Genomic DNA, 21,483 nt, shown 5'->3' with positions numbered 1-21,483 from the left:
CCAAGCGTCCCAATCCTGACCGCTCAGGCGTGCTCGTCGTCGTACGCGTTTTCTTCCAGGTTCGCCTCGCGCAGCTTCTGGCTGCGTTCCAGCCACGGCCCCACTGCGTAGCCAATTACGACGCCGATCCCCACTTCCGCGGCCAGCCAGACTGCCGTCCACAGCGGGTGGGGCCCGATCTCCGTGAGCCGCCCAATGCCGGCGGAACCGCGTCCGATCCAAGCCAACGCCCCACCGAGCAAGCCCGCAACGGCGCCAATGAATGCCCCCAGGAACAGGGTGGAAACGGTGGCGGTGAACCAGCGGGCTTTGATCTTGATGGAGAGCCACTCGTCGAAGTGGTTTTCGCCTTCGCGCAGGAACCACCAGCCGGCCAGGATCCCGGCGACAACCGGCAAAGCCAGTGCCATCGCCCCAAATTCGAGCTGGCCTGCAGGGAGGCTGCCCAGGATGGGGACGGCCGGAAGCGGTCCCACCGCGGTGCCCAGCGGACCAGCTGTGGAGCCGATGCCAAGCGAGAATCCCGCCCCCGAAGACCACGCCAATGCGAAGATGACCAGGTTCGGCAGGAAGCCGAGTTGGGCAATGGTCAGCACGGCGCCGCCCAGAGCCCCGGCTTTAAGGCCTTCGTAAACAGCGATGATGTCGGTCCAGTGCCACACAATGGTCGCCGCCAGCAGCACGGCCGACAGGCACACGGCGGCCATCGCCGCCACGAATCCGGCCTTCAGCACCGAGCCGACATAGGAGCCAGCCCACCGGGAATGCTGGCTGGTTTTGGCGAGCCAAGCGACGGCGTCCACGCCGATCAGCCGGCTCCACGAGCCCGCTTCCCGCCGGGCTCCAACCACCATGCCCAGGCCAAACGAGATCAGGGGTATGGCCATGGCCAACCACAGGTTGATGACAACTTCGGTAGTGCGGCACACGAATCCCGTGGCAGCTCCGAATGCGGCGTAGACAAGGAAGGCGCCGAAAAACGCCTGCCACAGTTGGTCGGTGTAGGAAGCACGGGCCAGACGACGGCCTGCCCGCCACGCCAACAGGAACGGGATGAGCGTCAAGCCCAAGGGAATCAGGGAAAGCAGCCCTGATCCAGGCTGGGCGGCGGGGCCGATGTTCACATGAGCGAGCTCCAACGGAACACCGTGAATGAGCAACCAGGCCTGGCCTCCCATCCGCGCCAGGGAGTCCACATTCCGGTTCTGGAAACCATCGGTCGCCCACACGCCGACCAGCGGAAGCACCACCACGATGGCCGAAATGAACGCCGCCTGCGCCGCTTCCAAACCGCCCTGCAGCCAAAGGGGCATAGGGAGGCCACGGTTTCCGGTCTGATCAGCGCGCAGTTTCATCGTGATCCATCGTGCCACGGCCAGCTCTCCAAGCCCGTCAGGCGCCCCTGAAATACCGCGAATTCAAGCGCTTTTTCGTGTTGGCCGCCGTAAGATGGGAGGTGTTCTCCCGGGGCAGGCGAGCGCCCCCCGCTGATGTTGAAGGCCCGGAAAATCGAAGCCGGGAACTAGGAGCGGCCAATGGATAGGTGTCATAACTTCTAACAGAAAGTCGTACTAGCAGCTGGTGCAGCCGCCTTAGGATTTTTCCCAGGCTGCACCAGCCTTCTTTTGTACAGGGCTGCTGCCGGGACCCCATTCACTGGGGCCCGTAGATGAACTCCTTGGCATGGTTGACGGCCTTCTTGAACGCGTCGTTCCGGAGCGTCACCTGTTCCTGGTTGGCTCCCCCTCGCGGTTCGATGAACGTGGTTGGACCGGGGCGCAGCATCCAGATGTCGCCCGCCGGCGGGAGGTAGAACACCCCGAAGGAGCGGTGCTCGGGGTCATCGGTCCAGATGGGGACGACGGCGATCGCGGCCCCCGTGTCCGGGTTGATCCACTGGGCCCGTGGCAGGGGTTGTTCGTGGACTTCGGGGTCCAGGAACGGCGCTGTCCCTCTCCCCCAGCGTTGTTCGAACCGTTCGTAGAACGCGGGAATGATGTGGTCGTCATAGGGACGCCAAGCACTCATGGATTGCTCCTTGGTGTTCTCAGGTTTCTGGACGAAGGTTCCCAACGGGGTGGCCCGAAGGACAACGGTGACTGGCCGCCGTCGTTCCGTCCCGGCTGCTGCGCACGCTTGTGCACCCGGACGTTCACGGGTGTGCCGCCGGTGCCGAATCCGTTCCGCCGGGCCCGGTCGTATGCCGCCCGCTTTCCTGGGTCCGACAAGACGACGTACGCCTGCATGATGGCGTGCAGTTCCTGGAGGTCGCCCGCCGAGGTGGTGTCGCCGTCGTCGATCTTTGGCCGCGTGTCCGGGTGGTGGATCCGAAGCAGCGCGCGATAGGCGCGGGCGATGTCGCGGGCCGTGGCGTCGGGCGCGACGTGGAGGGTGCCGTAGTGGTCAGGTTGGGTGTTCACTGCTGTGTCCGGTTCATGCTGCGGATCAGGAGATGGCCCCCGGCCTGGGCCGGGGGCCATCCATCGGGAGACGACGGGCGGGGACCGCTTTCATGTGCGCTAAAAAACGCTGTGACGTGGCACGAAGCCTGCGCCCAACTATTCCGATGCGGCCGCCTCCGTTGTTCCCGGTCACTGCCCTGCCGGTCGGCCACCCCCGGGTGAGCGTCCGGCAGGACGGGGTGGGTCAGGCGTTGATTTCCTGCTTTTGCCCGCTGGATGTGATCTCGATGCGCCGCGGCTTGGCCTTCTCGGCGACGGGGATGCGGAGTGTGAGCACACCGGCGTCGTAGTTGGCTTGGACGTTTTCGGTATCCAGGGTGTCACCCAGGATCAGCTGCCGGCTGAAGACGCCCTGTGGGCGTTCGGCGGCGATCATCTCGGTGTTCTCGCCCGCGGGCGACTTGCGTTCGGCCTTTACGGTGAGGACGTTGCGTTCGACGTCCAACTCCACTGAATCAGGGCTTACACCTGGCAGATCGAAGGCAACAACGAATTGTCCGTCCTCCTGCCATGCATCCATCGGCATTCCGGCCGGGCGTGCTGTTGTGCCAAAAACCTGTTGGGCGAGCCTGTCGAATTCGCGGAACGGGTCAGTGCGCATCAGCATTTGGTTCTCACTCCTTTGGATCTCGATGCTGATTCTGTTGTTGCTACCAGCCTCCAGATCTATGGTGGTTGGTATAGATTTTTTATAGCACTGGTGAGAGAGTGGTGCAAGTAGGTTTTTGGAAGATTTTCGGAGGTTTTTGATGGCAGGTTCGGATCGCTCGGCGGCCGCCGCGGAGCACGACGGCGGCTTGGTCGCCTCCGCTTCGGGCGCGGGTTCCGATGACGGGCGGGGAGTTTACGCGATCTCGGTTGCCGCGGAATTGGTGGGCACAGGCCAGCAGAACATCCGGCAATACGAGCGCAAGGGCCTGCTCACTCCCGAAAGGACCGACGGCGGCACGCGCCGCTACAGCGAAAACGACCTCGCGACGCTGCGTCGGATCGGGGTGCTGCTTGATGAAGGGCTGAACCTGGCCGGAGTGAAACGTGTACTGGAGCTGGAGGAGGCGAATCGGGGGCTCACCGAGGACAACCGCGGGCTGAGTGAGCACAATGAGGAGCTGAGGGCGGACAACCGGGGGCTGCGGAAGGATTTGAAGGCGGCGCGGGGTGGGGCGGGCGTCGACGGGTAGCTCTCATCACCGTGGAGTCCGCCCGCATGGCAATGGCCACCCCGAAGTGGAGTGGCCATTGCGAATTGCTGCTATTGAGCTTTACTTGTCGCAGCCCCAGCCGTCGCCATCCCTATCGAGATGCCGTCCATACCCTGGTTGGCTGATGTGGATCGGAGCTGCACCTGCGGCTCGAACGGCTGCGCAGTTGGCGTAGTAGACAGCCGCGGGCGGTGGCACAACGGGAGGCGCCTCCACCACGGGCGGCGCCACAGGTGGGGCTACAACTGGTGGTGCTTCCACTACGGGCGGCGCCACGACTGGTGGCGACTCCACCACGGGAGCAACGGGTGCCACCAACGGAACCGGCGCCTGCGTTGGCGTCGGAGTGGGTGTAGGCGTGGGCGTCTCATCAGTGAGATGTTTGACCCCTAGCTTTATCGTCGATCCCTCTGTCACCTTGGACTTGCCAACGGGATCTTCGCTGACCACCTGCCAGTTCTTTTTGACGATGATTGATTTGTCGTCCTTTACATCTTTGGCTTCGACTTTGAGGCCGAGATCCTTGAGCTGATCCGTGGCTTTGTCGAGCGTTAGTCCGACGACATCCGGAACTTCGACAGTGTGCTCAGCTACGCCAGATGCGGCTGGCGTCGCAGTTGGCTGGCTTGAGGCCTGTTTGGTGGCGCAACCGGACAGCATAAGGCCGGTGAGCACCACAAGTGCGAGTGTTTTCTTCAAGATTCCCCCTGCTTGGAGCGAGACCGGGGCATTCGGAAAGGGCGGATTTGCCAGATACTTCCCGAGGACTCGCTTGAAAATCAAGATACCAGCGCAAGCCATGCAACTATTTTTCCGGCAAAGTATTACGAAGCTGCGCAAGTTCACCCAACCCACCTGTTAACCCACTCTTCCCCCACCGGCCACCCCCGCGCACCCAGTAAGCCAACCGCCGCGACCACCGTGGAAGGCGTGAGGATCGCAATCGTCGCCGAATCATTCCTGCCACTGATGAATGGGGTAACCCACTCGATACTGCGGGTGCTGGAGCATCTGCAAGAGCGTGGGGACGAGGTGATGGTGATCGCGCCGTCGACGTCGGACACTGATGTTTCGAGCGTCGAGAAGGGTGCGTATGTGCACCGACTTCCCTCGGTGCCGCTGGCCGGATACACGAATGTGCGGGTTGCGTTGGGTGGTGTGAATCGGGTCAAGCGAATCCTTGCCGATTTCGCCCCCGACGTCGTTCATCTCGCCTCACCGTTCGTCCTCGGCTGGCGCGCGGTGCAGGCCGCCCACCAGCTGGGCATCCCGACCGTCGCGATCTACCAAACCGAGGTTCCCGGCTACGCGGGCCGCTACGGTGTGCCTTTCCTGGAGAACTGGGCCTGGAACCGAGTGGACAACATCCACCTCCTGGCCACCCGCACCTTGGTGCCGTCCACCTTCGCGCTGAACCAGTTGCGCGGACGCGGCATCCTGCGCGTTGACATGTGGCGGCGCGGTGTGGATACCGCCCGCTTCAATCCCGCGAAACGTTCGACGGCGTGGCGGAGCTCGGTGGCGCCCGAGGGTCAGCGCATCATCGGCTACGTCGGCCGGCTCGCCGTCGAGAAGCAGGTTGAGGACCTCGCGGTGCTGGCGGATGTGCCGAACACCAAGCTGGTGATCGTTGGTGACGGCCCGCAGCGCGAAGCACTCCAGTCCGCACTTCCCAACGCCCATTTCGCCGGCTTCCTGGGCGGCGATGCCCTCGCGGAAGCTGTGGCCGGCTTCGATCTTTTCGTCCATCCCGGTGAGTTTGAGACCTTCTGCCAAACCATCCAGGAAGCCATGGCGTCTGGCGTTCCGGTGGTGGCCACTGGCCGTGGCGGGCCCTTGGATCTGGTGGAAAACTCGCGCACCGGCTGGCTGTACGAGCCCGGCAACCTCACCCAACTGCGTGACTACGTCCAGGACCTGATGGGCGACGACGCCAAGCGCCGCGCGTTCGCAACGGCAGCAACCGCTTCGGTTCAGGGCCGGACGTGGCCGGTGCTCAGCGCGGAGTTGGTCCGCCACTACAACGAAGTCATCTCCGGCACTCCCACACGCGAGGCCGGCCCTTCAGAACTCACCTCCAGCAAAGGACCGTCCTCATGAAGATTTCCGTGATCGGCTGCGGCTACCTCGGCGCAGTCCACGCAGCCACGCTCGCTTCCATGGGCCACACCGTGGTGGGGATCGACGTCGATTCCTCCAAGGTGGAGCAGCTCAACAAGGCGCTGGCGCCCTTCCACGAACCTGGTCTCGACGAGCTCCTCAAGGACGGACGCACTACCGGCCGCCTGTCGTTCACCACGGACTTCGCCGAGGCAGCGGATGCCCAGGTGCACTTCCTTTGCGTGGGCACCCCGCAGTCCAAAACTTCCGACACCGCGGACCTTTCCTACCTGATGGGCGCTACGAAGAGCCTCCTGCCGCATCTGGCGAAGGGGGCCGCCGTCGTCGGTAAATCAACGGTGCCGGTAGGCACGGTGGAGACGCTCCGCGCGGTGCTGGCCCGACGCCCGGACGTGCTGCTCGGTTGGAACCCGGAGTTCCTGCGTCAGGGCACCGCCGTGAAGGACTCGCTGGTGCCCGACCGGCTGGTGTACGGGGTGCCCGGCGGCAAGGGCGCCGCTGCAGGTGCACCTGTTACTGCCGTGCTGGATGCTGTGTACGAGCCCCTGATTGCGGCCGGAATCCCGCGGCTGGTCTGCAATTTTGCGACGGCGGAACTGATCAAATCTGCGTCGAACGCGTTTCTGGCCACCAAAGTCAGCTTCATCAACGCGATGGCGGAGCTGTGCGACGCGTCGGATGCGGACGTCAGCGAACTCAGCGAGGCGATGGGCCTGGACCCGCGCATCGGCAACCGGTACCTGCATGCGGGGCTGGGCTTTGGCGGCGGTTGCCTGCCCAAGGACATCCGGTCGTTCCGGGCGCAGGCGCGTGAACTGGATGTTCCGTCCGTGGATAAGTGGATGGCGTTGGTGGATTCAGTGAACCTGGATCAGCGTTCACGGACCGTGGAAATCGCACGCGACATGTGCCGCGGCTTCCTGTCGGGCCGCACAGTCACCATCCTCGGCGCTTCGTTCAAGCCGGACACCGACGACATCCGCGACTCCCCCGCCCTGGACGTCGCCCAGCAACTCGCCGATGCCGGCGCCCACGTGACCGTCACGGACCCCAAAGCCATCAACAACGCCTGGATCCGCTACCCGCAGATCCGCTTCGAAGCCTCAACCAAGCGTGCCCTTGAGGGCGCGGAGCTGGTGCTGTTGCTGACGGAGTGGGACGAATACGTCTCCCTCTCGCCTTCGGTTGCGGGATCACTCGTACGACGCCGGATGGTGCTGGACGCTCGAAACGTTCTGGACGCGGATGCCTGGCGGAGTGCGGGGTGGACTGTCCGCGGATTGGGAACCAGTGCTGAGGCCGACAGTCCGGTGAAGCCTGCCGACAGGAAGAAGCACGCGCGGGCGTAGCTGGTCAGCTGTGACGCTTGGCGGCTTCCTCCGGTGACAGCAACGTGGGCTGCCCGGGATGGGTGTTGTCGATGACCCTCGTGGCGCGGGTCCAGGGGCGTGCCTGCTCGAAGTAGAGCCGTTGCCCGCCGACGTAGCGCCGCATTGACGGGTGTTCGGGGTCGGGATTGCCGCCGTCCCGGATGGACATGCGCCGCGCAGTTTCGGTGAACGGGACATCCAAAAAGATGGAGTAGTCCCAGATACCGAGCAGCTCGTCGCGATGGAGGAACATTCCCTCCACAAGGACAATCGCGTTATCCGGAGCCTCCGCCAGCTCGGGGTGGAGCCGTGTGTTGTGCTTCAGATCCGTGGCCGCAGGGCGATACAGGCCGTCACCTCCAGGGCGAAGCGGCGTCAGGACATACTCCTCCAGGGCTGCGTAATCGTACGTGTCCAGCCAGAAACCCTCCGGAGACGTCCTCCCCCGGCGGTGACGGACTTCTTGGAGATTGAGGAAGTCGTCCACGTGGATTGTCAGGACGGGCCGGCCCCTAATGGCAGCAGCGAGCCCCTCGGCGAAGGTCGTTTTCCCGCTGCCATCCACGCCGTCAATGCCGACGAACTGGCGCTGAGAGCCGAGGGCCTGGAGCTCCTCTGCAAGCAGCCCTAAGAGCCCTGGCTTCGTCGTCGTTTCAGTCTCCCCAGGCATCCATCCATGGTGTCACAGGACGATCAAAACCATCTGGCACGTAATATGCGATTTTTTCTATCCAGCCTTTCCTGTGGGTGTTAGGGTCACAGCACGCGCCATCGCATCGGCGCACGAAAAAGGGGGCACTACTTTGACTACGCAAATTTCGCGCGCCAAAAAACGGCCTGGAGCGGCTCGGGCAACTCGCTCCAAAGCCATTGGCATCGCGGCCATCGGATCACTTTTCATCGCACTAACGGCTTGCGCGCCGATTGGAGCTGCCAGCTCAGTGAGCAGCTCCAGCGGATCGCCGTCCACTACCTCGTCATCCACACCCACGCCGACGCCGAGCAAAATCACCGGCACACCTTGCACCACAGAGAAGAAGACCCAGGTCCTGGCAGGCCAGAGCTACGTTTGTGCCGTGGACCAGGCCGGCAAATTGGTGTGGATGGACTCAGCTACAGCACAGGCGCTGAACGACCAACGTGCGGCAGCAACGAAGGCGGCCGCGGATAAGGCCGCGGCCGACAAGGCAGCAGCGGACCAAGCCGCATCCGCCAAAGCAGCGGCTGACAAGGCTGCCGCAGATCAGGCTGCGGCTGCCAAAGCCGCTGCAGACAAAGCAGCAGCCGACCAAGCCGCTGCGAATGCAGCCAAGACCGCGCCAAAGGCGGCTCCGGTTGCACCGGCAGCGCCCGCCCAAAGCGGATGCGATCCGAACTATGCCGGCGCCTGCGTGCCGATTGACTCGGACGTCGACTGTGCAGGCGGCAAGGGCAACGGTCCCTCATATGTCCGCGGGCCCGTGACGGTCATCGGTTCGGACATCTACGGCCTGGACAACGACCACGACGGGATCGGCTGCGAGAAGTAGGCTCCCGAAAATAGCGTCATACATCCGCCGTTCGTAGCACTACCTCTATATCCGGGGGTAGTGCCAACGAACGACGAGGACTTGCTTGTGATCACGCACTTCTACCCAGCCGCCCTACGTATCCTGACCTGCGTTGTTGCGGTTTGTTCAGCGGTAGCGGCCACGCTGCTCGGTACTGCACCGCCTCCCGAGGGGCTGAAGGTCCTCGATCCCGCAGACCTGCGGACGACGGCGGTGATACTCACCATGGCGTTGGGCGTCGTCGCACCGGTAGCCATGATGATCGTGGATCCCCTCAAGTGCCTGCTGCTTAAGGCCTGCGTGTTCACGGCCTCGGCGATGGGAAACGCCCTGATGCTGAGCCCCCTGCTGGTGGTGCCCTTTCAGGAAACCCCCACCGCTATGGCTGTTGTGTGCTCAATCGCTGTCACCCTGGCCAGCATCGTCACGTTTATGGAATCCATCGAGCGACGGAATGCCCGACGCCGGGCCAACACCTAGACGGCGCACAGTCACCACTCATTTTTGGGGCTTTCGCTGCTTTTTCCGCCGCCAGGACCACCTAATTTCCGACTTGGAACACCTAGACGCCAGAACCAGGCCATAGTCTTCTTTTGTGCCTCCGGAGCGGGAATCCCGGTGTCCGGCGGGATACCCCACCCGCTCCAGGCGATGGCGGCACTACGGCACGGCTCCACCTGACTACCCCTGGATGGAGTCGTGCCCAGCCCGCTGGGCCTCACGAATCCTGCCGGCTCCGGCGCAGCCTCAGGAAACGGTACAAGATTCCGACGGCGAACATCACGACGCCGACCCCCACTGAAAGTGGCGGCAAGGTAACCACCAGGCCCACGCAGGCCACGGCGCCAGCCACCTGCAGTGCCTTCGGGTAGCGACGATCCTCAGCGGGCTGCGTGAACGCAGCAATGTTTGCCACCAGGTAGTACAGCAGGACGCCGAACGAAGAGAAGCCAATGGCGCCCCGCAGATCGGCCACCGCCACGACGCCACAGATCAACACACAGATGGCGATCTCGGCGCGATGCGGCACGTTGTATTTGGGGTGCACGGCCGAGAGCCACGACGGAAGGTCCTGTTCCCGGGCCATCGCCAGGCTCGTGCGGCCAAGGCCGGCGACCAGCGCCAGCAACGCTCCCAAGGAAGCCACCGCGGCCCCAATCCGGACCACGGGAGCCGCCCAGGCCATGGAGCCAGCACCTACCGCATCGGCCAATGGTGTCGGCGTCCCGGCCACACCCTCCGGCCCCAGAACCCCAAGCAAGGTGATCGCGATGACGGCATAGATCACGATGGTGATTCCCAGAGCGATGGTAATTGCTTTGGGAATGGTCCGCCGGGGCTCACGCACTTCTTCGCCCATTGTCGCGATCCGCGCGTACCCGGCGAACGCGAAGAACAGCAGGCCCGCCGATTGCAGTACGCCATACCAGCCGTGTGCCAACAATCCCTCCCCCACAATTCCCCCAAAGTCGGGGCCCGAACCACCCCACACCGCAGCCACTGCCATCGCCAACGCCAGCAGCACGGCGATGACCAGCACACGCGTCAGGCCTGCGGTTCGGGTTACGCCGTGATAGTTCACCGCGGTCAAAAGCACGACGGCGGCAATCGCCACCGGGCGTTCCCACCCTTGCGGAGCGGCATAAGCGGCGAACGTCATCGCCATGGCCGCAGCACTGGCCGCTTTGCCGATGACGAAGCCCCAACCGGCAAGGAAGCCCCACCAGGGTCCGAGCCGCTCCCGACCATAGACGTACGTACCTCCGGAAGTGGGGTACGCCGCAGCGAGTTGAGCGGAAGAGGTGGCGTTGCAGAACGCCACGAAGGCAGCCACGACGAGTCCGATCAACAGCCCCGATCCTGCCGCAGCCGCTGCGGGTGTGAAGGCCGCAAAGACGCCGGCGCCGATCATTGATCCCAAGCCGATGAGGGAGGCGTCGAACGTGCCGAGCCTGCGGGCCAAAGCCGGGTGGTTGCTCACTGAAACCCTTCAAGAACCGGCACGGATCAGGCACCGGGAACCGATGTTAGGAAGTGGTTTCAGCCTATCCCGGCTCACTGTGGCGGAAGTAAATTCCCGACGAGCATGAAGAGTCCATTGCGGGATGTCGCCCTGGTCTTGCGGAGTGCGTTCGAGATGTGGTTTTCCACGGTCCGGGCACTGATGCCCAGGTGTTCGGCGATCTCCACGTTGGTTCGATACCCCGCGAGCACCGCCACTTCGATTTCCCGCTCCGTGAGTGGGGTGGTCCTGAAGGAGCTGAAGGCGATCTGTTCACTGGCTGTTGGAAACCGGACGGCGAACATGGATGATGCTTGGGCCAGGGCATCAGCGGCAGTGGCGTTTCCTTCGGTCACGTGCCTTTTGAGGGCGCCCCGGAGCAGCATGCCCACTTGGTAGGTGTCGATGTCCGGTTCATAGTGCTTCAGGAGGAGTCCCAGGAGGTTGTGGTCGCCTTCCACTACCGCGGTGGCGATGGCAATGAGTTGGTCGTGAACGGTGATGGCGCTTTCGCGGAGGATCTTTTGGAGAAGGTCCAGCACCGGCCTTCCAGGGTTCAGGCAAGTGCAGAGAAGCGCGGTCATCGCCGCCTCGAGCACGTAACCGCTCTTGAGCTGGCGCCGGATAAGTTTGGTGGCCTTGCGCTCAAACGTTGAAGGTTGGTCGCTGTTGTTTGCCACCAGCTCGTAGATACCTTTTCCGATACCCGGCAAGGGACCGAGGTCCGGCACATCAGTTCTGGCCTGAGCAGCGATGGACAGGACGGGCGGTGTCGCGCTTGTGGTGTGTCGCAGTCCTGCGAGCCGGAGCATGGCTTCATACAGTGCCTCCACCACGAACCCTGGCCTGCCCATCGCGAACACACCGCTCATGAGGTATTCGGCTTCCTCGAAGAGCCCGCGGTAGAGCAGCCCATGGGCGGCCACGTAGCTGCTGGTGATCACCCCGAACTGATCCAGGTTCTTTCGCGCTTCCGTCCGCCAATCCAAGGCGAAGACCAGGGACTCATCTATACGCCCGGCTGCAAAGAGAGCGAAGCCATGAATGAAGGGGCGCAGCTGCTGGAAGATGTCATCCTCGCCCGGGCCCTTCACCGCTTCTAGTGCTGCAGAGGGTTGGAACCGGTAGAGGGCCATGAGGCCCTGGACGAGGCTCCCCATTTCGGGAGCTTTCTCGCCGTTCACAGACTGCGACTTGCCCATGTCCTCCCTTACGGGGCCGTTGGAGGCCGAGATGAAGAGAATGGACGCCTCGACGTCGTCGTTGCATTCCGGGTGCTTCGCAGCAAACTCGCGGAGGATTTCGACGGCGCGCTCCGGCCCCTGCCCCGTCTGCAGGGCGAGCATGGCCTTGGTGATGGACAGGAACAGGAGATCTCCCGGGTCAGCTCCTTTCTCGACGGTTTCCATGCACACCCGCAGGGCACGTGCGGTGTTGACCGGTGCGCCCCAGTAGATCCTGAGCAGCGACACGGCGTTGGTAACGGACTTGTTCGCCTCCCATCGCTCAAAGCGGGATTGCTCGCGGGATGCGTTGTGTTCGTGGAAATGGCGGGCGGTGACGGCGTCGTCGTCGCCCTTCTCCAGCCGCAGGGTGGACAAGGCGCGGGATACGCAGTCAGCCGGAGTCACGCCCTCCGGGGCGGTCTGCGGTGGTGCTTCCAGTACTCCCGCCACCTTGCTGCGCAGGAGGTGACGGTCCCTCAGCATCTTCTGCCCGCGGAAGTAATCGGCGACCACCGGCGGACTGATGGCGGCGTTGGAGCCATTTTGGTGGTCGTCCAGAACGGTGAGGAAGCCCTTCCGTTCGAGGTTCTCCAGGACATCGGGCTGGATGACCTTATGCAGGACGTCGATCCGGGCCGTACCGAGGATCGCCATGATGTGAAGAGCCGTGAACTCGGCCGAGGTGAGCTCGGCAAGGAGCGCTTCCAGGGTTCCCATCAGGTGCTCGTTCCACAGGGTGTCGGATGTCATCCGCCATTGCTTGTCCTCCAGCACAAGGAGGTCGCTGAGCAGGGCCGTCTCCACGATCCTGACCACCAGACGCGGGTTTCCCGCAGATTTGGTGAGGACGCGCGCCGTCGTCTCTGCGTCAGCTGGCGACCCGAGGACTTGCGCGATCAGGGTGTGAACTTGCTCGTAGTGCAGCGGGTCCAGCTGAAGGTGTGCCTCGGGCCTGCTGTTGAGGACTGCCAACTGGCCCTTTGAGAAGGACCAGGTTTCAGGTGCCGTCGCCACCATGGGGCAATCGGACCTTCGGCGAACTGCTTCAAGTACGGCCAAGGACTCGTTGTCCACCAGATGGAGGTCGTCCACCACCAGGAGGTGCTTTCCTGCCATACCCAGTTGGCCGGCAAACACGTCAGCAAGGTCCAGAACGCCGCTGCGGCCCGGACGCATTTCCAGCCCGAGGCCCTTGATGGCCGCGAAGGGGATGTTGCGGTGCGTGCGGAGGCCACTGATGAAATGAACGGCCACGCCGGTCTTCTCCACATTGGCCACGACGTTGCGCACCACAGTGGTCTTTCCACTGCCAGGCGCGCCGACAATCCGTGCACCAATACCCCGTGCAATAAAGTCCAGGATTCGCTGAACCTCTGAATCGAACACTCTTCGTGACCTTCTGTTTCTGTGGATGCCCGGCATGCGGCTCACCTCGCAGGTTAGATCTGGATTGCGCGACTAGGTGTCAAAACGGCCTTGCACAGGCCGATTTGGGCGTTTCTAGGTGGTGATTTGGGCAAATCTAGGTGTTCGCGGTCGGCGTCTAGGTGGTGGGGCGGTGTGGGAATCAGGTGATCCATGGTTTGCTCCCTCAGCTCTGTGGGTGGAATACCGTCCACGCTATGGAGGGCCGAACCAGAATTACATGGGTGTAATTCGCTATGTGGATATGTATTCGAATCCATTTTTGGAGCTAGTACATATCTTCCCTCCTGAGGGCGACAAAAAAGCAGGGCCGGTCGGTGACCGGCCCTGCTTCTTGCGTTATCCGAAGACTAGATAGCCTGGATGTTTACTGCCTGGGGACCCTTGGGGCCCTGCTCGACGTCGAAGGAAACCTTCTGGTTCTCTTCGAGGGAGCGGTAACCCGAGGAGTTGATCGCAGAGTAGTGAGCGAAAACGTCCTGGCTGCCATCTTCAGGAGAGATGAAGCCGAAGCCCTTTTCGGAGTTGAACCATTTCACGGTACCTGTAGCCATTTTTTCAGTCCTTACTGAAGGTGGAGATTCTCCCGACTTTCGGGTCTCCGGTGTGGGGTGTTCTCCACCGTTACTTCAGAAGGTCGCGATCCGGAGGGATCGCGGGACTGCCTGAACTACCAAATGCCAAACACAACAACACCGTCAAGTCTACAGGGATTCGAGCGTATGGCTAGTGCAGGGAAATGTTTTATCCATCGGATTTGCTCGCGGGCCGGAACCGAGGGCTCGACGGCCGACGTCCTACGCACAAACCTGGCCATCCCCAGCCCGCTCCAACTTTCCGTCCAAGCCGCGCACCCACTCCAGGCCGTCGCTGTCCATGAAGGTCACCGTGCCCATGTAGTCGATGTTCCCCGGAAGCGGTTCGCAGACGTGGTTGGTGTCGATGAACTCGGGCCAGCGTTCCTGATGGCTAAAGAAGTAGCGGCCGGGAGGAAGGATCTTGGCAGTTGCCCTGATCGGCTGGATCGGACGACCCTTCCGGGTGACGCCTTCAGCCCGCTCCAAGGTGAACCTGAAGATCGGCGCGTCACTGGAATTGACCAGTTCGATCCCCCACTGCTCCTTCCCCTGGAACATCTTCTTGACCGGCCAGAAGGTGATCCGTCCCGCTTGGCGACGTGCCGCCGTCGTGATTGCCCGTTCGTCGCGTTCGGCTTCCAAGCGGCGCATCCGCTGGGCTTCTTCGACCGCTTGCCTGGAGTGACGGGTTGCCTTCGCCACGAAGAACAACGCCACAGACGTAGCCAATGCCCCAATGATTTCTGCAATATCAACCCAAAAAATCCACGCCTCGCCTCTCCTGTTTCTGCGTCCACGTGCCCTCGCTCTGATCGAGGGCACCTCTATTGAGTGATGCGAGGCGGCAGGACATGACGGCATTTCGCGTCACGACCCGGACCCGCCCCGCACTCCTCCAACAGGAACACCGCGAGCGCCAGGGGGCCAGTCACATTGAGTACCACCGAAATCCCGCAGGGCGCAGAGCCGTCCGTGCCCGCCCTCAGGAGTTTCGGTTCCGGTCACGTGCTGAGGGACTTCGACCTGAAGGTGATCATGCAGATCTCCGGCTGCGAGAGGGGTGCACGGCGCCTGCTGCGCGGCGAACCGTTGTCGGCGGCCGACGTCGGGCCTCTCACCATGGCGAACCACGCCGCCCGCCACATGGGCTACTTGCCGTTGTTTGAGCTCGGCGGCAAGGCGCCGTCGATCGCTCTTGGAGTGGAGGCTGTGCTCCGCGAACTGCTTGAAAAACAGGGGCGCGGCCAGCAGATTTAGGGTCCACGTTCCCCTGTTCGCGTGCAGCCCTCAGGCGTAAAGTCCACCTCATGGGACGCATCCCGGACACGGTGGTTATCGGTGCAGGTCAAGCCGGCCTCACCACGAGTTACTGGCTGTCGCAGCTGGGCGTGGAGCATCAGGTTTTGGAGCGTCGGGAGACCTTGGGCGGGGCGTTTCAGGATCGCTGGGACGGCTTCTATATGAATACGCCCAACCTTTCGCTGGACCTGCCCGGGATGCCGTTCGACGGCGGCGACCGGGACGCGTTTATCCCCCGCGACGCTGCCGTGGACCTTTTCAGGCGGTATGCCGAGCTGATTGCCGCGCCCGTTCATACCGGTGTCGATGTGACTCGCTTGTCAGCGGCGCCAGAGGGCGGGTTCGTTTTGGAGACGTCGCAGGGGAGCTTGCGGGCGGGGAAGGTAGTTCTGGCGACGGGGGCTTACCAGGTGCCCAAGGTCCCAGCCGCCAAGCTGCCAACCGGCGTGACCCAGTTGCACACGCACGACTACCGCAATCCTGAGCAGTTGCCCGACGGCGCGGTGTTGATCGTGGGGACCGGGCAATCGGGCGGGCAGATCGCCGAGGAGCTCCACGACGCCGGCCGCGACGTCCACCTCGCCATCTCCGTAGTCCCCGAAGCACCGCGCCGATACCGCGGCCAGGACCTCATCTACTGGATGCTCGAAACCGGCAAACACGGCCCCGACCGCGGCATCCACGCCCTCACCCGCGAAGCCCTGCCCTCCCCGCGTTGCGGTTCGCCCCCAACCCCCTGCTCTCCGGCACCGACGGCGGCCACAGCATCCACCTCCGCGAACTCGGCCGCCGCGGCATGCACCTGCACGGTCACCTTGAAGCAGCCGACGACGGCGCCATCACCTTCAGCGACGACCTCCCCGAACGCCTCGCTGCAGTCGAGTCCGCGTTCGGACAGCGGACGGGTAAGGCGATTGATGCGTACATTGCGGCGGCGGGGATCGATGCACCCTCTCAGGCGGCCGTGGAGGCGGTTGATTGGCTACCTGCGGAGCCTTCGCAGGTGAGCCTGGCCGAGGCGGGCATTACGTCCGTGTTGTGGGCTTCCGGTTACCAACTCGATTTTGGGTTTGTGGACCTGCCGTTGGTGGACGAGTGGGGCTATCCGAAGCACTCACGGGGAGTGACGGGGTTTCCCGGGCTGTATGTGATTGGGCTGCCTTGGTTGACCCGGCACTACTCGTCGATTGTTGGGGGCGTGGGACTGGACGCGGAGTATGTGGCGGGGCGGGTTGCTGGGGACTGACGGCCCTACGCCTGATCGATCTCCGCCATGTTGCCCACTGCCGGAGTCCCCTCAACCAGCGCGTAGCGTTGCATCACTGCGCCCTTCGGAGAGGCCACCACTGGTTCGATCAGCCGTAGGTTTGTTGGCACCACCCCATCGGCGAACACCTTCTTCCCGGTGCCGAGAAGGATTGGGTAGACCCACAAGTTGAGCTGGTCGAACAATCGCTCCGCGAAAAGGGTTTGGACGAAGTCGAGGCTTCCGATGACGTGAATGTTCTGATGCTTCTCCCGTAGCTCCCGCAGCTCGGCTATCGTGTCCGCGCCGAGCAACGTGGAGCCCTCCCACTCAAGCTGTCGCGACTGGCGCGAGGCCACGTACTTCGGAAGGCGGTTGAACAGATCCGCGATTCCACCGCCCTGGTGCGGCCAGTACGCGGCGAAGATGTCGTAGGTCCGCCGTCCAAGGAGCAGCGCGTCCATCCCCTCCATACCGGAATCGATCTGCTCGCCAACAACCTCGTCAATCAGCGGGGCTTGCCAACCACCAAAGGCGAAGTCATCGGTGGGGTCTTCCTCCGGGCCTCCAGGCGCCTGCGCGACGCCGTCGAGCGTGGTGAACAGGTCAATGTGGATCAGTCCCATGTCGGGTTCCTTCCCTGCTGCCCGTCGTCACCCCGGCGACAGGATCAAGTCGAGGGTTCCACACGAGGGGCGCCCAATCAATGGGTTGCCGGAGAGGAACGACGGCGGCACAACAGTCGGCGCGTCACGAACCTCGGGTCGTGGTCACCTATGACGTGGAGGGAATAGCTGGATTCGGACGCGACAGTAAGCCCCGGAATAGCGGACAGACGAGAGATGGGAGGGCACGCTTGAGATCGCATGTTCCGTTTTATGGCTCTTTTGCAAGCCATAACTGGAAGGTTCTTGGATACCCGTCTCAGGAAGTAGCCCGATTCTGGGACACGCGTTCATGCGGCGTTGCGTGCTTGCGCATGGCGTATGGCTACCTCGCCCCGAGCGACAAATTGTTGCCGGCCGACCTGACCGAGGAACTCCTCCGAATAGGCGCGTACTCGGAAGCTGCCGGCTGGAGTCATCTGGGCTTGGCCCGGCATGCCCGAACTCGCGGGTTCACGGCCCAACTTCTGAACATTCCGCGGCCTGACGACCTGTGGATGGCAGCGACGGCCCCTGGCCTTCTGATTGTCTCGATTGCTAGTTCCTTTGACGACGAAGGCTCCGCTGGACACCTCGCTGTGGTTGCCGGCTTCTCGGAGTCCGGTGACGTAATTGTGCATCGGCCATCCAGCCAAGATCCGAAAGAGGGCCGGAGTGTGCACGTGGATCCCGACACATTTTGGACGCACTTCTCAGGCAGAGGCATTCACATCGGCCGCAACCCTCCCTCGTAGCGACGAACGCTGGAGGGTTGGTGGCCTAAGCCCCGCCTCGCATTTTCTCCGCGGCCTGGCGCCGCTCAAGAAGCCCCCAACCAACAATCGTTACGACAGCAATGACCACCAGGAGCGCGGTACTCCAGAACCCGTCGATCACTTTGGTGAATTGCAGAGTCAGAACAGCTATCAGCAGGACTGAAGTTGCAATATTCAGCACGCGGATCTTGCGCGTAGTAGTCATTTTCACAATCGTTCCCCCTACGATGTCGTCCAAGAAGCCTAACGTCATCAGCGGGAAGCAACGACTCTTAGGCTTCCTTCAAGTCCAGCTGAGGTGCCGGCCCGCGGAACCCACGAGTCAGGTAGGCGAGCCACACCAAGCCGACGGCAGCCCAGGCGAGACCGAAGCCGATCGACAACCCGCTCAAACTCGTCCACAACCAAACCGTCAGCGCGAACCCAATAGCGGGCAGCACCAGGTTGTGAACGACTCCCCTGGCTCCGCGGGCCTTCTCATCAATGAAGTAGTGCTTGATCACCGCGAGGTTCACCACGGAGAACGCAACCAGGGCGCCGAAGCTGATCAGCGATGAGATGGTCAGAAGGTCCAAAACGAAGGCCAGAAGGGAAACGGCCGAGGTCAGAAGGATCGGCAGTACGGGAGTGCGGAATCGTTCGTGCAAGCGACCCAAGGCTGCGGGGAAGACCCCGCTTCGACCCATCGAGTGAATGATGCGCGACACCGATGCCTGGGACGTAAGAGCTGACCCGAGGCTGCCTGCGATGTATGCGGCGGTGAAGAAAGCGACCAAGAGATTCCCACCGGCTGCGCCAATCACTTCAATCGCGGCAGCATCGACGTCGTTAAAGGTGCTGACCGGGAGAACGAGGTGGCTGATGTACGCGAGCCCAAGGAAGATCACGCCAGCGAAGACCGTGGTGATCATGATGGCACGGGGAAGGTTTCGCTTCGGGTCCTTGGTCTCTTCGGCGAACGTGGACACGGCGTCGAAGCCCAGGTAGGAGAGGCAGAGGATGGCAGAACCGGCGAAGATCGGCGAGAGGCCGTCGGCGCCATCGACGCCGGTGAAGGGCGCCAACAAGTCGACGGTGCCCGCGCCTGTGATGGACGAGAGTCCCAGGGCGACGAACAGCACTATGAACAGCCCTTGCAGTCCGACGACAACGAAGTTTGCCTTGGCGATCGCCGTAATGCCAAGGATGTTTAGAACTGTCACCGCCGCGATGGAGACGATCATGAACACCCAGGCGGGGATGGCAGGGAACGCAGCTTCCATGTAGATGCCGATGAGCAGGTAATTGATCATCGGGAGCAACAGATAGTCGAGCAGGAGCGACCAGCCGGCCATGAAGCCCAGCCCGGCTCCGAAGGATCGGGTTGCGTATGTGTACGCGGATCCCCCGAATGGGAATGCTTGCGACATCCGGCCATAGGAGCGGGCGGTGAACAGCATGACTACCAACGTGACTGCGTAGGCCGCGGAAAGGCGGCCTCCGGTCAGCTCGACGACGATGCCGTACGTGCTGAAGATCGTCAGCGGGACCATGTAAACCAAGCCCAACAGGACCAGCGACGGAACCCCTAGGACGCGGCGCCAACCCTGGGCGGTCGGCTGGTCGGATGTCGGCCCCACAGGCTTCTCGCCTGCTGGTGTGTCTGTGTTGAATGTCGGGGTCATATGGGGTCCTCGGTCGTGATGCTGACGTGTGCTTGGAAGCTGCGACGTTGCAGAACTTCGTAGCAGCGACCGGATCTACGGGGTGGCGTAGATCCTAAAGTGCTGGGGGTGGCTTGCGAGTTCTGGGTGAAGGTCGCGGGCCATGCAAGTAGAAATGAATAACGTTCATTTAGTTTGACGGTGAGCCGGATCACAGTCAATATGTGACGATCCGCGTGGACGCGCCGTCGAACTTGGCCAACGCGACGGCGACAATCCAGAGCGCCATCGTGCACGAAGAGCGCACGACAGCGCTACCCATCAACGCCCGTGGCCCGGAGCCCCATGGACACTTGAGCCTGGGTATGCCCTAATCTCGCTCGTTGCAGCGCACTTCCGTCCCTTGAGACACAGCTCCCCAATATATGTGTCAGTTAGATGCCGCCCGTGACGCGAACCCTCGTATATTTTTGACAATAGATCGTCGGCGCCCGCGCCAGTACTCAGACGATCTGCCGCTTCGTGTTCTCGGGCCGTAGTAGGCAATAAAAGGGACAACAACATTGGGGCTACTTGTGGGGGCATTGACGGAGCTGACCGATCCATCAGCAATTTCAAGCACAGTCGATGAGTTCAGAACTCTGGGACGGGATGCTTTCCTCGCCAAGCACGGACATCGACCATCTTTGCGGTACTTCGCTGAAGTCGACGGCATCCTGATCGACTCAAAACCGCTCTTGGCAGTTGCCTACGGAATTCAGCATCCCACCAGAGGCCCTCTATCCGTCCGGCTATTCTCGGGCGGAGAAGAGACTCGAAGGGCACTGAAACGCTTCGGCATAGAGCTTGTCTCCAAAGCCACGGACGCGCCCCCACGCGCATATGGGGAGATCCCGGATTGTCCGCCGGGAACAGCCTTCAAGGATCGGCGAGAGGCCCACGAGGCCGGCGTTCACAGGACTACACAGGCAGGTATCGCTGGTCAGGCCGGTGGCACCCAATCCATTTGCCTTTCCGATGGATACTCTGATGACGAGGTTCAGGGCGACCTGATCACTTACACCGGCTTTGGTGGTCGGGACCCCAACACTGGCCGGCACATAGCCGATCAAAAGCTGGAAATGGGCAACCTTGGTCTCGTCGAAAATTACAAACTTGGCAGGCCTGTTCGGGTCCTGGTGAAAGAATCCGTGCTCACGCGCAGGAAGTCCCACAACGAGTACATCTACCTGGGGCTGTTCACCGTCACGAGCTGGGGCTGGGGTACGCGGGACGGGTGGAAAGTAATCATCTACCAGCTTCGAGCGGTTGCTGGCGAAAGTCTCATCCCCTCCGAGATTGCCATGTCACTCGTCCGAGGAGAAGATGTGGCGCCGGCTCGCCGCAGCGCGCACGTCAATCAGATAATTCGGGACTACGGCGTAGCTGAGTCAGTGAAACGCCTATACGACAACACCTGCCAGATCTGCAGAACTAGACTTGTCACAGCTGCAGGACCATATTCCCAGGGCGCACACATCCGCCCATTGGGTATCCCCCACAATGGGCCCGATACTTTGGAAAACATCCTATGCCTCTGCCCAAATTGTCATGCTCTCTTTGACGGACATGCCCTAACGGTTCGGCCAGACGGCACGGTCATGAATCTTGGGAGCGCGGCAGGAAAGCTAGAGGTGGCGGAGTCCCACGGGCTGAACTTCGAACATCTTGCCTATCAAGAGCAGTTTTCGACGGCAAAATCGGTACACATCGCCACAGTAAGCCGAGACCTGGGCCGACGGGTCTAGCCCTAGCTGGCACCTTATGGTGAGTTCACAGCTGAAAAGTGCATTTCAATGTTGCTGTTCGCGCCGATCAATCGTACCGGTCAGCCCCCAAGCCTGCCGAGTGTAACCAGCAAGCAGCCCAAGGAACTGAAGTGGATCCGTAGGCACGACTA

21 protein-coding genes and 1 pseudogene are annotated in these 21,483 nt (G+C 62.4%); 9 read left to right on the top strand and 13 right to left on the bottom strand.

Going from position 1 to position 21,483, the window contains the following annotated elements; translation table 11 throughout:
• Positions 1–23: 23 nt before the first annotated feature.
• The 4 genes from N5P29_RS06030 to N5P29_RS06015 all read right to left on the bottom strand — a co-directional run bounded on the left by N5P29_RS06030 (position 24) and on the right by N5P29_RS06015 (position 3,069).
• Positions 24–1,355: a cell division protein PerM gene (locus N5P29_RS06030; RefSeq protein ID WP_262278514.1), complete on the bottom strand. Its 1,332-nt coding sequence runs from the start codon at positions 1,353–1,355 to the stop codon at positions 24–26.
• A gap of 298 nt (positions 1,356–1,653) precedes the next feature.
• Positions 1,654–2,028 (bottom strand): hypothetical protein, encoded by a 375-nt coding sequence (locus N5P29_RS06025; protein ID WP_262277731.1) that lies wholly within the window; start codon positions 2,026–2,028, stop codon positions 1,654–1,656.
• Positions 2,025–2,420 carry a J domain-containing protein gene (locus N5P29_RS06020; protein WP_262277730.1) on the bottom strand — a complete coding sequence of 132 codons (396 nt, stop codon included), beginning with the start codon at positions 2,418–2,420 and terminating at the stop codon, positions 2,025–2,027. The genes N5P29_RS06025 and N5P29_RS06020 overlap by 4 nt, the downstream gene beginning before the upstream one ends.
• 226 nt (positions 2,421–2,646) lie before the next feature.
• Positions 2,647–3,069 (bottom strand): Hsp20/alpha crystallin family protein, encoded by a 423-nt coding sequence (locus N5P29_RS06015; RefSeq protein ID WP_262277729.1) that lies wholly within the window; start codon positions 3,067–3,069, stop codon positions 2,647–2,649.
• Positions 3,070–3,211: 142 nt separating this feature from the next.
• Here N5P29_RS06015 and N5P29_RS06010 point away from each other — a divergent pair, with 142 nt between their 5' ends.
• Positions 3,212–3,643 (top strand): MerR family transcriptional regulator, encoded by a 432-nt coding sequence (locus N5P29_RS06010; RefSeq protein ID WP_262277728.1) that lies wholly within the window; start codon positions 3,212–3,214, stop codon positions 3,641–3,643.
• Positions 3,644–3,724: 81 nt separating this feature from the next.
• Here the strand turns inward: N5P29_RS06010 and N5P29_RS06005 are convergent, their stop codons facing one another.
• Positions 3,725–4,363: an excalibur calcium-binding domain-containing protein gene (locus N5P29_RS06005; protein WP_262277727.1), complete on the bottom strand. Its 639-nt coding sequence runs from the start codon at positions 4,361–4,363 to the stop codon at positions 3,725–3,727.
• 231 nt (positions 4,364–4,594) lie between these two features.
• On the opposite strand from N5P29_RS06005, the gene N5P29_RS06000 reads away from it, so the two are divergent.
• Both N5P29_RS06000 and N5P29_RS05995 read left to right on the top strand, forming a co-directional pair.
• Complete coding sequence (locus N5P29_RS06000; RefSeq protein ID WP_262277726.1) at positions 4,595–5,764, top strand: glycosyltransferase family 4 protein; 1,170 nt, start codon at positions 4,595–4,597, stop codon at positions 5,762–5,764.
• A complete protein-coding gene (locus N5P29_RS05995; protein WP_262277725.1) occupies positions 5,761–7,134 on the top strand; it encodes a UDP-glucose dehydrogenase family protein in 1,374 nt (457 codons plus the stop codon). Before N5P29_RS06000 ends, N5P29_RS05995 begins: the two co-directional genes overlap by 4 nt.
• 4 nt (positions 7,135–7,138) lie before the next feature.
• Here the strand turns inward: N5P29_RS05995 and N5P29_RS05990 are convergent, their stop codons facing one another.
• Positions 7,139–7,825, bottom strand: a complete 687-nt coding sequence (locus tag N5P29_RS05990; protein ID WP_262277724.1) for a nucleoside/nucleotide kinase family protein — start codon at positions 7,823–7,825, stop codon at positions 7,139–7,141.
• Between the two features lie 271 nt (positions 7,826–8,096).
• Here N5P29_RS05990 and N5P29_RS05985 point away from each other — a divergent pair, with 271 nt between their 5' ends.
• Together N5P29_RS05985 and N5P29_RS05980 are read left to right on the top strand one after the other, a co-directional pair.
• Positions 8,097–8,684, top strand: a complete 588-nt coding sequence (locus N5P29_RS05985; RefSeq protein WP_315973379.1) for a hypothetical protein — start codon at positions 8,097–8,099, stop codon at positions 8,682–8,684.
• A gap of 60 nt (positions 8,685–8,744) precedes the next feature.
• Positions 8,745–9,185 carry a hypothetical protein gene (locus N5P29_RS05980; protein ID WP_262277722.1) on the top strand — a complete coding sequence of 147 codons (441 nt, stop codon included), beginning with the start codon at positions 8,745–8,747 and terminating at the stop codon, positions 9,183–9,185.
• A gap of 238 nt (positions 9,186–9,423) precedes the next feature.
• Here N5P29_RS05980 and N5P29_RS05975 read toward each other — a convergent pair whose 3' ends face one another.
• From N5P29_RS05975 to N5P29_RS05960, 4 genes are all read right to left on the bottom strand, one after another.
• Entirely contained in the window at positions 9,424–10,686 is a 1,263-nt protein-coding gene (locus N5P29_RS05975) for an APC family permease (RefSeq protein WP_262277721.1), read from the bottom strand.
• A gap of 74 nt (positions 10,687–10,760) precedes the next feature.
• Positions 10,761–13,319, bottom strand: a complete 2,559-nt coding sequence (locus tag N5P29_RS05970; protein WP_262277720.1) for a LuxR family transcriptional regulator — start codon at positions 13,317–13,319, stop codon at positions 10,761–10,763.
• A gap of 389 nt (positions 13,320–13,708) precedes the next feature.
• Entirely contained in the window at positions 13,709–13,912 is a 204-nt protein-coding gene (locus N5P29_RS05965) for a transcription antiterminator/RNA stability regulator CspE (protein ID WP_011773907.1), read from the bottom strand.
• A 243-nt stretch (positions 13,913–14,155) separates the two neighbouring features.
• The gene (locus tag N5P29_RS05960; RefSeq protein ID WP_262277719.1) at positions 14,156–14,665 is read right to left on the bottom strand and encodes a hypothetical protein; all 510 of its coding nucleotides are present in this window, start codon (positions 14,663–14,665) and stop codon (positions 14,156–14,158) included.
• A gap of 204 nt (positions 14,666–14,869) precedes the next feature.
• Between N5P29_RS05960 and N5P29_RS05955 the strand changes: the two genes are divergently transcribed.
• Positions 14,870–15,193, top strand: coding sequence for a hypothetical protein (locus N5P29_RS05955; protein WP_262277718.1), 324 nt, complete (start codon positions 14,870–14,872; stop codon positions 15,191–15,193).
• A 50-nt stretch (positions 15,194–15,243) separates the two neighbouring features.
• Positions 15,244–16,481: pseudogene (locus N5P29_RS05950) on the top strand (flavin-containing monooxygenase).
• Positions 16,482–16,486: 5 nt separating this feature from the next.
• On the opposite strand, the gene N5P29_RS05945 reads toward N5P29_RS05950, so the two are convergent.
• The 3 genes from N5P29_RS05945 to N5P29_RS05930 form a co-directional block, all read right to left on the bottom strand.
• Complete coding sequence (locus N5P29_RS05945; protein ID WP_262277717.1) at positions 16,487–17,107, bottom strand: dihydrofolate reductase family protein; 621 nt, start codon at positions 17,105–17,107, stop codon at positions 16,487–16,489.
• A 798-nt stretch (positions 17,108–17,905) separates the two neighbouring features.
• Positions 17,906–18,106: a hypothetical protein gene (locus tag N5P29_RS05935; protein WP_262277715.1), complete on the bottom strand. Its 201-nt coding sequence runs from the start codon at positions 18,104–18,106 to the stop codon at positions 17,906–17,908.
• Positions 18,107–18,173: 67 nt separating this feature from the next.
• Positions 18,174–19,565, bottom strand: a complete 1,392-nt coding sequence (locus N5P29_RS05930; RefSeq protein ID WP_262277714.1) for an APC family permease — start codon at positions 19,563–19,565, stop codon at positions 18,174–18,176.
• A 203-nt stretch (positions 19,566–19,768) separates the two neighbouring features.
• Here N5P29_RS05930 and N5P29_RS05925 point away from each other — a divergent pair, with 203 nt between their 5' ends.
• Entirely contained in the window at positions 19,769–19,918 is a 150-nt protein-coding gene (locus N5P29_RS05925) for a hypothetical protein (protein WP_262277713.1), read from the top strand.
• A gap of 210 nt (positions 19,919–20,128) precedes the next feature.
• Complete coding sequence (locus N5P29_RS05920; protein WP_262277712.1) at positions 20,129–21,331, top strand: YDG/SRA domain-containing protein; 1,203 nt, start codon at positions 20,129–20,131, stop codon at positions 21,329–21,331.
• The last annotated feature ends 152 nt before the right edge of the window (positions 21,332–21,483 follow it).

Origin of the sequence: Paenarthrobacter sp. JL.01a (assembly GCF_025452095.1) — a bacterium.
In the GTDB taxonomy this organism is placed as follows: domain Bacteria; phylum Actinomycetota; class Actinomycetes; order Actinomycetales; family Micrococcaceae; genus Arthrobacter.
Note: the sequence above shows the minus strand (reverse complement) of the source record. Positions and strands in the feature narration are given on the sequence as shown.